We start from the raw sequence: 14,108 nt of genomic DNA on the forward strand, positions 1-14,108 counted from the left end.
GCGATGAATTCAGTAGCCGGAACCAGCCGGTCCCGATCGATCGGGTATGCCCTGGGCCTGATCGCCGCGGTCGTGGTTCTCGTGGTGGTGTGTTCCATGCTCTTCGTCGGGGCCCACCACACCTATACGGCGGTCACCCTGACCGCTGAGCGCTCCGGTCTGGTGATGGAACGGGGTGCCAAGGTGAAGCTGCGCGGGGTGGAAGTCGGCCAGGTCGGCCAGATCGTCGGCGGCAAGGAGCCGGTCAACCTCCAGCTCGAGATCAAGCCCGATCAACTTCGATACATCCCTGCCAACGTCGAGGCCGAGATCAAGGCCACCACCGCGTTCGGCGCCAAGTACGTCAACCTGATCATTCCCAACGATCCGGCGGCGCAGAAGCTCACCGGAGGCGCAGTCCTCAAGTCACGCAACGTGAGCACCGAGGTCAACACCGTCTTCCAAAACCTGGTCGGCGTGTTGGACCAGGTCGATGTGTCCAAGCTCAACGCCACCCTGTCGGCTTTGGCCGATGGCCTTCGTGGCCAGGGCCAGCGCATCGGGGAGGCCACCACAAGTGCCACCCAGGTGCTGCAGGCGGTGAACCCTCGGATGGACACCGTGCGGGAGAACTTCAGGTCACTGCGGGGCTTCAGTGACGCATATAGCGTTGCCGCAGAGGATATTCTGCGTGTCCTGGATTCGGCCGCGACCACCAGCACCACCATCACCGAGCAGTCGCAGGCGCTCCAGGGAGTGCTGCTCAGCGCGATCGGCTTCGGCTCCTCCGGCGTCGACCTCCTGGCGCCGAACTCCGAAAACCTGGTGCGCGCAGTCAAGGCGCTCGAGCCAACCACCGATGTCTTGGAAAAATACAGCCCGACCTACACCTGCCTCATGCAAGGTTCGGTCATTGTCCTCAACAAGCTGGCCTACGACGCGATGGGTGGCTCGAACGGCAAGTCGCTGGTGGTGGACGCAGGGCTGCTGCTCGGCGATGACACCTACCGGTATCCGCAGAACCTTCCGCTGATCGCCGCCAAGGGGGGACCCGGCGGAAAACCCAGCTGCGGTTCGCTTCCCGATGCCGCGAAGATGTTCCCGGTCCGTCAGGTCGTGACTAACACCGGGTTCGGAACCGGCCTGGACATCCGTCCCAACCCCGGCATCGGATTCCCGGGCATCGCCAACTACTTCCCCGTCACCAAGGGGGTGCCGGAACCGGCCAAGATCCGCCATCCCGGGGGGCCGGCACCGGGCCCGGCGCCGGCGTACCCCGGCGGACCTCCCTACGGCGCAGCGCAATACGGCCCGGACGGAGCACCGCTGTACCCGCCGCCCCCGGGCGCGTCGGTTGAGCCCGCGCACGGCACGTCCGCACCCTAGATCCCACTTCGACCCGCAAAGGAATCTCGTTGAAAGACAACCTACGAGGTGCCACCTGGCGACTGGCCGCATTCCTCGTGGTGTGTGCCATGGGGACCTTCGCTCTCCTGATGATTTTCGCTGAGCTGCGGTTCTACAGCGAGAACGTGTACCGGGCCGATTTTGCCGATGTCAGTGGCCTGGAGTCCGGCCAGTTCGTGCGGATCGCCGGGGTCGAGGTGGGCAAGGTCAAGTCGATTGAAGTCGGTGCGAAGGGCACGGTCCACGTCGAGTTCTCCACCGCGGATTCGGTCATCCTCACCGAGGGCACGCGTGCGGCCATTCGGTGGGCTGACATGATCGGCGGCCGTTATCTCAGCTTGGAGCCCGCCGCCGGAAGTGTCCGGCCGTTGGAGCCCGGCGCGACGATCCCACTGGCTCGGACCGCGCCAGCACTCGACCTCGATGCGCTCATCGGCGGATTCCGGCCGTTGTTCCGGGCGCTGGACCCCGATCAGGTGAATGCGTTGTCAGGCCAGCTTATTCATGCCTTCCAAGGGCAGGGCGCCACCATCGGCTCGCTTCTTCAGCAGACCGCGGACGTGACGAGAACGCTTGCCGACCGTGATCAACTCATCGGAGACGTCATCACCAACCTGAACACCGTGCTGGGCGCGTTCGCCAGCGAGAGCGACAAGTTCGGCGAGTCCGTCGACTCACTGTCGCAACTGATCGACGGGCTCAACAGCCGCAAGGTCGACATCAGCAATGCGGTCGCGCATATCGACAGTGCGGCCGGCACCCTCGCGGACCTTCTGGTGCAGGCGCGGCCGCCCCTGCAGCGGGTGGTGGAACAGACCGACCGCACGGCGGGCATCGTGGTGGCCGATCACGACTACTTCGACGACCTGCTCAACACGCTGCCGGACACCTACCAAATCATTGCGCGCCAGGGTATTTACGGAGACTTCTTCACTTTCTACCTGTGCGATGCGGTCCTGAAACTGAACGGAAAGGGCGGACAACCGGTGTATGTGAAGGTTGCCGGCCAGGACACCGGGCGGTGTACCCCCAAATGAAACCCTTCGCTGAACGCAACCGCGTGACCGTCGGAGCCGTCGGTGTACTGATGGCAGCCGGATTGGTGGTCGGTGCACTGCAATACGACAAGCTCACCTTCTGGTCGGATAAGGAGTACACGGCCTACTTCACCCAGATCGGTGGACTCCGCACCGGGGCCACTGTCCAGGTGTCGGGGTTTCGGTCGGGCCGGGTATCCAGCATCGAGCTGGAAGGTACCCAGGTGCGGGTCACCTTCGATGTCAATCGGGGCATCCAGCTGGGCGATCGTAGTGAGGCGGCCATCAAGACCAAGAGCCTGCTCGGGTCCAAGTATGTGGAGGTCACCACGCGCGGTGACGGCGAGTTGGACGGTGCCATCCCGGCTGAGCGCACCACCGCCCCATACGAACTGCCCGATGCGCTCGGGGACCTGGCCACGACCATCAGTGGGTTGAACACAACCCAGGTGTCGGATTCGCTGGCGACCCTGGCGGAGACATTTCAGAGCACCCCACCCGATGTACAGCAGGCCGTGCAGGGACTTTCGGCATTCTCCGAGACCATCGATCGACGTAACCAGGAACTGCGGGAACTGCTGGCCAGCGCGAACAAGGTCACCGGTGTGCTCGGCGAGCGCAGCGAGGAGATTGCCGCGCTGATCCGAAACACCAACTCGCTGCTGGTTGCGTTGCAGCAACAAAGCGTCGCCCTCGATCAGATCTCCGGAGACATCTCAGCTTTCGCCCGGCAGGTCTCGGGCTTGGTCGCCGAGAATCGCACGCAGCTTCGGCCGGCGCTCGACAAGTTGAACGGCGTCCTCACGATCGTCGACAATCGTCGCGAACGAATTCAGCAGACCATGAAACTGTTCAACCAGTACGCGATGCATCTCGGTGAATCCGTGGCGTCCGGGCCATTTTTCAAGGCCTACATTGTGAACCTGCTGCCGGGTCAGTTCGTGCAGCCGTTCATCGACGCCGCGTTCTCCGACCTCGGGCTCGACCCGAATGTGCTCGCGCCCACCGAGCGCCCAGATCCCCAGCTCGGGCAACCCGGCACGCCTGCGCTTCCCGTTCCTTACCCGCGCACGGGTCAGGGCGGCGAGCCGCGTATGACACTGCCCGACGCCATCACCGGCAAACCCGGTGACCCGCGCTACCCCTATCGTGAACCGCTGCCCGCGCCGGCGCCCGGCGGGCCGGCTCCCGGACCGCCGGCCACCGCGCCGCCCAATATGGCCAGCCAGTACGAGCCAAGACAACCGACTGTCATGTTGGCGCCGGGTGAACCGGGCGCACCTGGACCGTCGGTGCCACCACCACCACCGGAGGCTGCACCGTGACGCGAACGTACCGCCGCCGAAGCACCGCTCTGGCAGCGGTTTTGGTAGCAATTCTGGTAGCCGGAATGTTCGTCGTCGTTCGCGCGTACGGAACGAGCGATCGCATCCACTTCACCGCCTACTTCGAGAGCAGCAACGGCGTCTATCCCGGGGACGAAGTGCGCATCCTCGGGGTCGCGGTGGGCGCGATCGACCGCATTGAGCCAGAGGCCGAGCGCGCCAAGATCGTCTTCTGGGTCAGCGACAAGTATCAGGTTCCGGCCGACGCCCGTGCCGTGATCTTGTCTCCCCAGTTGGTGACCGCCCGCTCACTCGAACTCACGCCCGTCTACACCGGCGGACCCGTTCTGCAAGCCGACGCCGTGATACCACTGGAGCGCACGGCGGTGCCGGTGGAATGGGACGACCTGCGTGATCAACTGGAGAAGCTCACCGACGCATTGCAGCCGACAGAACCGGGGGGCGTCAGTACCCTCGGTGCCTTCGTCAACACGACCGCGGACAACCTGCGCGGCCAAGGCGTCGACATTCGCCAGACCGTCATCAAGCTGGGCGCGGCGATGTCGATTCTGGGGGACCACAGCGACGACCTGTTCACCTCCGTCAAGAACGTGTCACTGCTGGTGTCCGCCCTGCACGACAGCACCGATCTGATGCGGCACCTGAACGGGAATCTGGCGTCCGCCACCGGGCTGTTGGCCAACGATCCCAACGAGGTGGGCCAGGCACTGGAGGACCTCAACGTGGCCGTCGGTGAGGTCGGAAGCTTCGTCGCCGAGAACCGCGAGGCGATCGGCACCGGGACCGACAAGCTGGCATCGGTCACGACCGCTCTGAACGACAGCCTCGAAGACTTCAAGCAAGCGCTGCACATCGCCCCGAACACGCTGCAAAACTTCTACAACATCTACCAGCCTGCGCAGGCCTCGCTGACGGGTGCGTTGGCGGTCAACAACTTCGCCGACCCGATCTCGTTCCTGTGCGGCGCCATCCAGGCGGCCTCGAGGCTAGGTGCCGAAGAGTCGGCGAAACTGTGTGTGCAGTACCTGGCACCGATCATCAAGAACCGCCAGTACAACTTCCCGCCGATCGGTCTGAACCCCTTCGTGGGGGCGGCGGCGCGTCCGAACGAGATCACCTACAGCGAGGATTGGATGCGCCCGGATCACCGACCGACTCCGCCGCCGGCGATCGACCGGGCCGGCGCCGACCCGCTTGCTGCCGAAGTGTCGTCGACCGACCCGACTCAGGGTCTCACCGGAATGATGGTTCCCTCGGGAGGCGGATCATGATTGGCGCGAACCTCCGGCACCGGGCCACCGTCCTGGTGGGAGCCGTGACGGTACTCAGTCTGGTCACCGGATGCGGTTCGTGGCGCGGGCTGAACTCGGTTCCGATGCCGGGCACGGCGGGCGACGGGGCGGGCTCCTACACCATCCAGGCGCAGTTGCCCGATGTCTCGACGGTGCAGGAGAACTCACGCGTGCGGGTAGGCGACGTGAACGTGGGAACCGTGACCAAGATCGAACTGCAGAACGTGCACGCCCTGCTCACGATGCGACTCGACGGCGATGTCGACCTGCCCGCGAACACCACGGTGAAGGTCGGTCAGACGAGCCTCCTCGGGTCCACTCATATCGAACTGGCGGCACCGGCCGACGCACAGGGACGCTTGCGCGACGGGGACCTGCTTCCGTTGGCCTCCGGTGGCGCCTATCCCAACACCGAGCAAACGCTGTCGGCGCTGTCGCTGCTGCTCAACGGTGGTGGTGTCGGAAAGCTCCAGGACATCACTACCGCGCTCAGCACCGCATTCACCGGGCGAGAAAACGACCTGCGCGACCTCATCACCGAGATCGATACGTTCATGGCGCGCATCAACTCCCAGACCGACGACATCATCGCCGCGACGGAGAGTTTGAACGGCCTGGCCGCGCAGGTGGCCGCCCAGAAGCCGGTGGTGGACCGGGCCTTGGCAACGGTTCCCGATGCCCTGACGGTCCTGAGCGGCCAGCGCGACAATTTGGCCGAAGCGGCCGACAAGTTGGGCCAGTTCAGCGCGGTCGCCAACCAGGCCGTGAGCCAGAGCAAAGAAGCGCTTGTCGCAGAACTCGAAGACCTCGGGCCGGCGTTGGAGGCCTTGGCGAATGCCGGACCGGACCTGACCCGTGGGCTGAGCCTGCTGACCACGTTCCCCTGGGCAAAGGAAACGGTGGACAAGTGGTTCCGTGGCGACTACGCGAACCTCACGGCGGTCATCGACCTGACCCTGAGCCGTATCGATACGGGCTTCTTCACCGGGACACGATTCGAGGGCGATCTCACCAAACTCGAACTCCAGTGGGGCCGGACCATTGGCCAGACGCCGAGCCCGTACACCGCCGGCAACCCGCTCGTCGTTCCCTACCAGGCCAATCAAGGACCGTAAGCGATGCACCTCACTCGTCGAATTTGGATGCAACTGGCGATCTTTGTTGCCGTCTCCCTGGTGGCGGGAACAGTGATGATCTTCGGAGTCATCAAAGTGCCCGCGCTCTTCGGCGTCGGCCGTTATACCGTCACGCTCGAATTGCCGGAAGCAGCCGGACTTTACAAGGGCGGCAACGTCACCTACCGCGGAACGACGGTGGGCGGCGTTGACGGTGTCCGGTTGACCGACACCGGGGTAGAGGCGGTGCTTTCGCTGAAGTCGGGCACCGACATCCCGTCGACTCTGCGGGCCGAGGTACACAGCCAGTCTGCGGTCGGCGAGCAGTTCGTTGCGCTGCTGCCGCGCGACGGCGGGTCGGCACCGCTGAAGAATGATGACGTCATCACCCGGGACAACGTCACGGTGCCGCCCGACATCAACGCGCTTGTTGATGCGACAAACCGAGGACTGCAATCGATTCCACGCGACAACCTGAAGACGGCGGTCGATGAGGGTTACCTGGCCTTCGGTGGGCTCGGACCCGACTTGGCACGGCTGGTCCAGGGCAGCGCCTCGCTCGCGATCGACGCCCGCAAGAACCTCGACTCGGTGACCTCGCTCATCGATCAGTCCGGACCGGTGCTCGATTCCCAAGTTGATTCCTCGGATTCGATCGCCGCATGGGCGCGCAATGTGGCCACCCTGGCCGACCAGGTGAAGACCCACGATGCCGACTTGAGGGGATTGCTCGACCGCGGCGCGGACTCCGCCGATCAAGGCCGCGAGTTATTCGACCGGTTGAGGCCCACGCTTCCGGTGCTGCTCGCGAATCTGGTCAGCGTCGGCGAGGTGGCTGTCACCTACAACGCCGCCATCGAGCAACTGCTCGTCGTGCTGCCGCCCAGCGTTGCCGCGCTGCAGGCGGCGGGGATGGCGAATCTCAACACCAAGCAGGACTACAAGGGTGCCTACCTGGACTTCAACCTGAACTTGAATCTGCCGCCGCCGTGCAACACCGGCTATCTGCCCGTGCAACAACGCCGGCCGGCGGCCAACACCGACTCGCCGGATCTGCCCGCGGGCGACCTCTACTGTCGGGTGCCGCAGGACTCCACCGTCTTGGCGGTGCGCGGTGCACGAAACATCCCGTGCCTCAACGCTCCCGGAAAGCGTGCTCCCACAGCACAACTGTGCCAGAGCAATGAGGAGTATGTGCCGCTGAATGACGGGATGAACTGGAAGGGCGACCCGAACGCCACGCTGTCCGGCCAGGCTGTTCCGCATATTCCACCCGGTCCGGACCCGGCAGCGACCATCCCGGCCACCCAGTACGACCCGGCCACGGGAACCTACGTCGGTCCCGACGGGCAGCTCTACACGCAGTCGAACCTGGCTCGGCCCGTGACCGGGGAGCAGACGTGGGAATCGATGCTGGTGCCGCCGAGCCGATAGTGTGTCGGCGGCACCGACCTCTATTCGATGGTCGTGATACCATGCTCGATCACTGATTGGGCGTTGGCGACGACGGCTTCCAACGACCCGCGGCGCGGATCCCACCATTCGACCGCCCAGTTCAAGGCACCCAGTACCAGCATCTGCGCGATGTATAGGTCTAGCTCGGGCCGCAACGAGCCCTCTCGAGCCAGCGCGTTGATAATGTTCCGCCAGACTTCGCCGTAGCGTTCCTCCTCGCGGATCTGGCGTTTGCGGATAGCCAGCGGAACCTGTCCGGCGTTGCGGATCGACGCGGTGGTGTAGTGCGAGATCTCCAATGCATGCCGTAGATGGGTCGCTACCGCCGTTCGCAGCCGCTCCAGCGGCGGCGTGCCGTCCGGCAGGTCGGCGAGGGCGGCCGAGAGGTGTTCGCGCATATCGGCAATGCCGGCCCACATCACCTCCTCGATGAGCGCATCGCGCGAGGGGTAGTAGTAGTAGATCGCTGGCGCCTGGATCTCGGCTTCGGCGGCGACGTCGGTGAGACGTAGCCCCGCATAGCCGCGCACACTGAGCACGTGGGCGGCCGCGTCGAGAATTCTGGCCCGAGTGAGTGCAGACTTCGACTCCGCGACGTGGTCGTCGCCCTCTGCGAGAGCCGGTGTCGATGCGCCGTTGCTAGTCCGTCGAGCCATTTTTCTATCTTACGTTGCAGGGCGTCGCGCATAACGACATCTCCAGCGTCAACGTGTCCCAACCAACTGCGGGGATGCCGATCCCCTTCGCCGTATCTTTGGTGGTACTGCGATTTAAACGAAATTCGATTAACGCCTGTCAGCGTGTGAACGCTGGGCTACGGTGGGGCCGAACGCGGGCGAAAAGTACGGCGAGAGAGGGACATCCAAAGTGACCGAGCTGACGATTCTTGCGCAAGAGTTGCGATTCCCGGAAGACCGGTTGCGCTGAGCGATGGCAGCGTGGTGGTCGCCGAGGTGGCCGCGGGCCGCATCTCCCGGGTTGCGCCGGACAGCGCCACGTCCGTCGTGGCGAAGCCCGGCGGCGGCCCGAATGGCTTGGCGCTGGGCCCCGACGGCAAGCTGTACGTCTGCAACAATGGTGGCTGCTTCACCTGGATCGACCATGGGGCTGGGCTGATCCCCGGTCCGCACGATTCGAAGGGTTACACCGGTGGCCGCATCGAACGGGTCGATCTGGACACCGGCGCCACCGAAGTGCTCTACACGGAGTGCGGTGGCCGCCCATTGCGGGCACCCAACGACCTCGTATTCGACGCCGACGGCGGGATGTGGTTCACCGACTTCGGGATCGGAACCGAACGTCAGCACGATCGGGGGGCGATCTACTACGCCACCGCAGACGGGTCGGATATCCGGGAGGTGATCTTCCCGCTCGATTCTCCCAACGGGATATCGCTGTCCCCGGACGGCAAGCGCCTCTACACGGCGGAAACGTATACCGGGCGCGTCTTCTGGTGGGATGTGACTGATTCTGGCGCCGTCGCACTGGTGCCGGGGCTGCTGCCCCACGGGGGGACACTGTTGCGGGGGCTGGGCGGGGAGCGGACAGTGACGGCCCTGGACTCGATGGCGGTCGACGGGGAGGGCTGGGTCTGTGTCGCCACATTGCTGGCCGGTGGAATCACTGCCGTCAGTCCGGACGGCGAAGAGACCGAGTTTCACCACACCGGGGACCTGATGACCACCAACATCTGCTTCGGGGGCGAGGGCCTCACCACCGCCTACGTCAGCCTGTCGAGCAGCGGTCAGCTTGCGGCTATGCCCTGGCCGCGGCCGGGTCTCAAGCTGGCTTTCGGACGTTAGGCAACTCATGACCTTGACGATGTCGTGCATTCTGGTTCCGGACAGCCGCAGCGCCGAGCACGCTCGCCACGCCAAGGAACTCGGTTACGCGTGGGCGTGGTTCTACGATTCACCCGCCCTTTACACCGATGTGTGGATGCGGCTGTGCCAGGCCGCCGAACGCACGAGCCGGATCGGCCTGGGCACCAGCGTGATCGTGCCCAGCAACCGCCATCCGATGACGACGGCCTCGGCCATCGCGACCCTGGTGGATGTCGCGGGGGACCGGGTGTGTGTCGGGGTCGGTACCGGCTTCACGGCCCGCGTGGCAATGGGCCAACCGCCGCTGCCTTGGGCCGACGTCGAGGAGTACGTCGCCACGGTGCAGGCGCTGCTGCGCGGTGAGGTTGTGGACTGGGAAGGCGCGGCGGTGCAGATGCTGCACTCCCCGGGGTTGGCGCCACCGCTGCCGATCGAGGTGCCGATCGTGTTCGCCGCCGACGGACCGAAGGGGCAGGCTGTCGCGCGCCGGCTGGGCGACGGTGTCTTCGCCACCCGCACACCGGTGCCCGGGTTCGACTGGAGCACCGTTCTTACGGTGGGCACCGTCCTCGGCGACGGTGAAAGCCCGGACAGCGAACGCGTTTTGGCCGCGGCGGGCCATGCCGGTGGGGTGCTGTTGCACTTTCTGCACACCACCGGCCAACTTCCGCCCGAGGACGAGAAGATCTGGCTGAAAGGCTACGAAGCCGTACCGGCAGACCGCAGGCATCTGGCGATGCACTACGGCCACCTGGTGCACCTCAACGAGCAGGACAAGCCGTATGTCACGGGCGCGCGCCTGGCCGAGTGGGGGTTGGCGATGTCGCCGGAGGGGTGGGCGAACCACTTCGAGCAGGTCGAAAAGGCCGGTGGCACCGAAGTCGCCTACCAGCCGGCGGGGCCGGACATCAGGCGCGAACTCGAGGCGTTCTCGGAAGCCTTCCACCGTTACAGCGGCAGCTGAGAAAGCAGGAACAATGGGCACGATCAGCAACGGTGACCGCAGGCTGTCCACGGATGAGATCGCACGGCGAATCGCCCAGGCGGCAGCCGGGCTGCACGATCTCGGACTTCGGGCCGGCGACGGGGTGGCAATCTGTTTGCGCAATGACATCGCAGTCTTTGAGGCGACGATGGCCGCCGGCGCCATCGGTTGCTTCCCCGTACAGATCAACTGGCACTACACCGCAGACGAAGTCCGCTACATTCTGGAGGATTCAGGCGCCAAGGCACTTGTCATCCACGCGGACCTCTTGCACAACCTGCGGGATGCGATACCGCCGCACGTCCGTGTCCTGTCGGTGGCGACACCACCGGTGATCCAAACCGCGTACCGCGTGACCGACGACGCGGCCGCGGTGGCACCCGGCGATACGGACTGGGATCGCTGGCTCGAAGGATTCTCCGCGCCGCCCGGATCGCTAGGGACCCTGCCGCCCACGATCGTCTACACCTCAGGGACGACGGGCAAACCCAAAGGCGTGAAGCGGCAGCCGTTCACACCCGAGCAGCTCACTGCCGTCAGCGCCATGCTCGGCCATAGCTACGGGTTTCATCTGGTCAGCGATCCGACCCAGGTGGTGAGCGCGACCATCGGGCCGATGTACCACTCGGCGCCCAACAACCACGGCATGTTCTGTTTCCGTGCGGGTGCGAGCGTCGTCGTCCTGCCGCGGTTCGATGCCGAGGAACTGCTGAAGACAATTGAGCGGGAACGGATCACGCATCTGAACATGGTGCCGATCATGTTCAGTCGGCTGCTCAAGCTGCCCGCCGAGGTCCGCGACCGCTACGACCTGTCGTCGCTACGCTTCGTGGCGCATGCCGCCGCGCCGTGTCCGGCCGAGCTCAAGCGCGCCATGATCGCCTGGTGGGGCCCGGTCATCTATGAATATTACGGCTCCACCGAGATGGGCAACGTCACGTTCTGCTCGTCCGAAGAGTGGCTGGCGCATCCCGGCACGGTGGGTAGGGCGATGCCCGGCGCGGAAGTGCAGATCCTCGATGACGACGGCAGCCCGCTGCCAGCCGGCCGCGTCGGCGAGATTGCCGGTCGGTACAACGGCATCGGTGAGTTCACCTACAACAACGACGATGAGAAACGCCGTGGCATCGACCGCGGCGGACTGATCGCGCCGGGAGACATCGGCTATCTCGACGAGGACGGCTTCCTGTTCATCTGCGACCGCAAGGTGGACATGGTGATCTCCGGTGGGGTGAACATCTATCCCGCCGAAATCGAAGCAGTGTTGCACGAGATGCCGGCCGTCGCCGACTGCGCGGTGTTCGGCATTCCCGACGACGAATACGGTGAATCGTTATGTGCCGCAGTGCAGGCCAGGCCCGGCCACGAGGGTCTTACCGCCGAGAGCGTGCAAGAATTCCTCCGGACGCGGGTTGCCGGGTACAAGGTACCCAAGCTGGTGACGTTCTCGACCAGCCTCCCGCGCGAGGATTCCGGCAAGATCTTCAAACGCAAACTACGAGAGGAATACTGGGCCGCGGCCGGACGAGCGATTTAGGATCCGCGACCGGATCGCACCCGGTCCAGACGCGCTTTGACGCCCGCTGCGAACTCGGGATCGTCCAGTAACCCCGCCACGGATACCTGTTCGGCGTCCAACCCCACCACAAGCTCGACCCGACCGGCCATGTCCAATAGTTTCTTCGCCTCGCGCAACGCATTGCGATCATGTTGGGCGATCTCGCGTGCCAGCTCGGTCGCTGCCGCAATCGGGTCCGTGGATGCGCGAGTCGCCAACCCCAGTCGCACGGCGTCCTCCCCGCTCACCTTGCGACCCGTGAAGGTCAGCTCCTTGGCGACGTCTCGGCCGACCAGCTCGGGAAGCAGCTGGGTGCCGGCCATGTCCGGGATCAGGCCCCAGCTGATCTCCATCACCGACAGCTCGGCGGTCGGCGCGACGATGCGGATATCTGCACCCAGCGCGATTTGCAGGCCGCCCCCGAAGGCCACGCCGTGAATCGCGGCGATCACCGGTACCTGCAGCTCGGACCAGACCCGAACCGCCTGCTGACCCAGCGCGCGCGCCCCGCCGAGGCGGGTGTCGCCGACGACGATCACCTCGGCCCCGGCGCCGGGGCTTTGAGACATCTGCGCGAACTGGGTGAAATCGAGTCCCGCACAGAAGGCGCGCCCCGCCCCGGCCAGCACCACGGCGCGGACCGACTCATCGGCGATGAGGGTACGTCCGGCCTCGACCAACCCGCGAAACATCTTGTGGTCCAACGCATTGAGTTTCTGGGGCTTGTTGAGCCGGACGTGGGCGACGGCACCGTCGACGTCGACGCTGACGGGGTTCGTATTCACGAGGGTCAACTCCCTTGTCTGGCCTAGCTGTTGGTTTGTGCGGATACTCCGTGGCGGGCCAGCACATCCGCGAACTTGGCTTCGGCCTGCTCGCGCCGCCGGATGAGATGGTAATCGGGGAACACATCCGTGTCAGCGGTGTACCCGCGCAGTATCGCCTTGGCGAGGTTGACCTGGTGTACTTCGGTGGGCCCGTCGGCCAGCGCCATCACATACGAGTCGCGCACCGCGGTCATAAACGGCATCTCCTCGCTGACGCCGATCGAGCCATGGATTTGCAGGGCGCGGGAGGCAACATTGTTCAAGACCCGCGGCATCAGGGTCTTCACTGCCGAGATATCACCGCGGACACGCTTATAGTCCTGATACTTGTCGATCTTCCAGGCGGTCTGCAGCACCAGCAGACGGAAACTCTCGATCTCGCACCAGGAGTCGGCGATCGCCGCTTGCACGAGTTGTTTGCGTGCGAGCTGTTCGCCGCCGGTGGTCCGGGAGAGCGCGCGCCGGCACATCAGGTCGAAGTTGTGTCGGACCAGCCCCACGGTGCGCATCGCGTGATGGATCCGGCCCCCGCCAAGCCGGGTCTGAGCCACGACAAACGCTTCGCCGCGCCCGCCGAGAACGTGGTCGGCCGGAACCCTCACATCGTGGAACCGCAGGTAGCCATGGTGGCCGTCGACGTTGCGCACATGTTCGATTCCAGGTGTTTCCGCAGGCACCACGAACATTGAATGTCGCTTGTAGGCTGGCCCGTCGGGGTCGGTCAGTGCCATGACGATGAAGAATGAAGCGGCGTGGGCGCTGGAGGCGAACCACTTCTCACCGTTGATCACCCACGAGTCCCCGTCGAGCGCGGCGCTGGTGGTCAGAACCTCGGGGTCTGAACCGCCCTGCGGTTCGGTCATCGCAAAGCACGACACGATACGACCGGCCAAGAGCGGCTCCAGGTAGCGCTCCTTCTGCTCGTCCGTACCGAAGTGGGCCAGAATCTCTGAGTTACCCGAATCCGGGGCCTGACAGCCGAACACGATCGGGGCCGCCAAGGAGCGGCCCAGCCGTTCGTTCATCAGCCCCAACTTCACTTGGCCGAATCCAGGTCCACCCAACTCGGGACCGAGGTGGCATGCCCACAATTTGCGTTCCTTGACCTGCTCTTGCAGCGGCACGATCAGGGCGTTGCGCAGCTCATCGTGCACGTTCCATGGATCGGCAACGAACAGATCGATCGGCTCCACCTCTTCGCGAACGAACTCGTCGATCCACTCGAGTTCGTTGGCAAATTCCGGATCGGGTTCGAAACTGAACGTCATGTGTTTCCTCACTATC

12 protein-coding genes are annotated in these 14,108 nt (G+C 64.8%); 9 read left to right on the top strand and 3 right to left on the bottom strand.

All coding sequences use genetic code 11. The annotated features are described in order from the left end of the window. Positions 1-3: 3 nt before the first annotated feature. The 6 genes from RCP80_RS06810 (at position 4) to RCP80_RS06835 (ending at position 7,610) form a co-directional block, all read left to right on the top strand. Positions 4-1,365, top strand: a complete 1,362-nt coding sequence (locus RCP80_RS06810; protein ID WP_308481611.1) for an MCE family protein — start codon at positions 4-6, stop codon at positions 1,363-1,365. A 29-nt stretch (positions 1,366-1,394) separates the two neighbouring features. Beyond that, complete coding sequence (locus RCP80_RS06815) at positions 1,395-2,423, top strand: MCE family protein (RefSeq protein ID WP_308481612.1); 1,029 nt, start codon at positions 1,395-1,397, stop codon at positions 2,421-2,423. Continuing rightward, positions 2,420-3,748: an MCE family protein gene (locus RCP80_RS06820; RefSeq protein ID WP_308481613.1), complete on the top strand. Its 1,329-nt coding sequence runs from the start codon at positions 2,420-2,422 to the stop codon at positions 3,746-3,748. The genes RCP80_RS06815 and RCP80_RS06820 overlap by 4 nt, the downstream gene beginning before the upstream one ends. Before the next feature lie 65 nt (positions 3,749-3,813). Beyond that, positions 3,814-5,040: an MCE family protein gene (locus RCP80_RS06825; RefSeq protein WP_373693460.1), complete on the top strand. Its 1,227-nt coding sequence runs from the start codon at positions 3,814-3,816 to the stop codon at positions 5,038-5,040. After that, on the top strand, positions 5,037-6,176 hold the full coding sequence (locus RCP80_RS06830; protein WP_308481615.1) for an MCE family protein: 1,140 nt from the start codon (positions 5,037-5,039) through the stop codon (positions 6,174-6,176). The genes RCP80_RS06825 and RCP80_RS06830 overlap by 4 nt, the downstream gene beginning before the upstream one ends. Positions 6,177-6,179: 3 nt before the next feature. After that, the gene (locus RCP80_RS06835) at positions 6,180-7,610 is read left to right on the top strand and encodes an MCE family protein (protein WP_308481616.1); all 1,431 of its coding nucleotides are present in this window, start codon (positions 6,180-6,182) and stop codon (positions 7,608-7,610) included. A gap of 20 nt (positions 7,611-7,630) precedes the next feature. Here RCP80_RS06835 and RCP80_RS06840 read toward each other — a convergent pair whose 3' ends face one another. Then, positions 7,631-8,287, bottom strand: a complete 657-nt coding sequence (locus RCP80_RS06840; RefSeq protein ID WP_308481617.1) for a TetR/AcrR family transcriptional regulator — start codon at positions 8,285-8,287, stop codon at positions 7,631-7,633. 282 nt (positions 8,288-8,569) lie between these two features. Between RCP80_RS06840 and RCP80_RS06845 the strand changes: the two genes are divergently transcribed. From RCP80_RS06845 to RCP80_RS06855, 3 genes are read left to right on the top strand one after another with little or no spacing between them, the layout of a single operon-like run. Further along, the gene (locus RCP80_RS06845; RefSeq protein ID WP_308481618.1) at positions 8,570-9,433 is read left to right on the top strand and encodes an SMP-30/gluconolactonase/LRE family protein; all 864 of its coding nucleotides are present in this window, start codon (positions 8,570-8,572) and stop codon (positions 9,431-9,433) included. A 7-nt stretch (positions 9,434-9,440) separates the two neighbouring features. Further along, positions 9,441-10,418 carry an LLM class flavin-dependent oxidoreductase gene (locus RCP80_RS06850; protein WP_308481619.1) on the top strand — a complete coding sequence of 326 codons (978 nt, stop codon included), beginning with the start codon at positions 9,441-9,443 and terminating at the stop codon, positions 10,416-10,418. Beyond that, on the top strand, positions 10,324-11,976 hold the full coding sequence (locus RCP80_RS06855; protein WP_308481620.1) for an acyl-CoA synthetase: 1,653 nt from the start codon (positions 10,324-10,326) through the stop codon (positions 11,974-11,976). The genes RCP80_RS06850 and RCP80_RS06855 overlap by 95 nt, the downstream gene beginning before the upstream one ends. Here the strand turns inward: RCP80_RS06855 and RCP80_RS06860 are convergent. Continuing rightward, the gene (locus RCP80_RS06860; RefSeq protein WP_308481621.1) at positions 11,973-12,782 is read right to left on the bottom strand and encodes a crotonase/enoyl-CoA hydratase family protein; all 810 of its coding nucleotides are present in this window, start codon (positions 12,780-12,782) and stop codon (positions 11,973-11,975) included. The two genes, RCP80_RS06855 and RCP80_RS06860, sit on opposite strands and share 4 nt — an antisense overlap. Before the next feature lie 23 nt (positions 12,783-12,805). Continuing rightward, positions 12,806-14,092, bottom strand: coding sequence for an acyl-CoA dehydrogenase family protein (locus tag RCP80_RS06865; RefSeq protein ID WP_308482729.1), 1,287 nt, complete (start codon positions 14,090-14,092; stop codon positions 12,806-12,808). Between the last annotated feature and the right edge of the window lie 16 nt (positions 14,093-14,108).

This window comes from Mycolicibacterium sp. MU0053, from assembly GCF_963378095.1.
Classification (GTDB): Bacteria; Actinomycetota; Actinomycetes; order Mycobacteriales; family Mycobacteriaceae; genus Mycobacterium; species Mycobacterium burgundiense.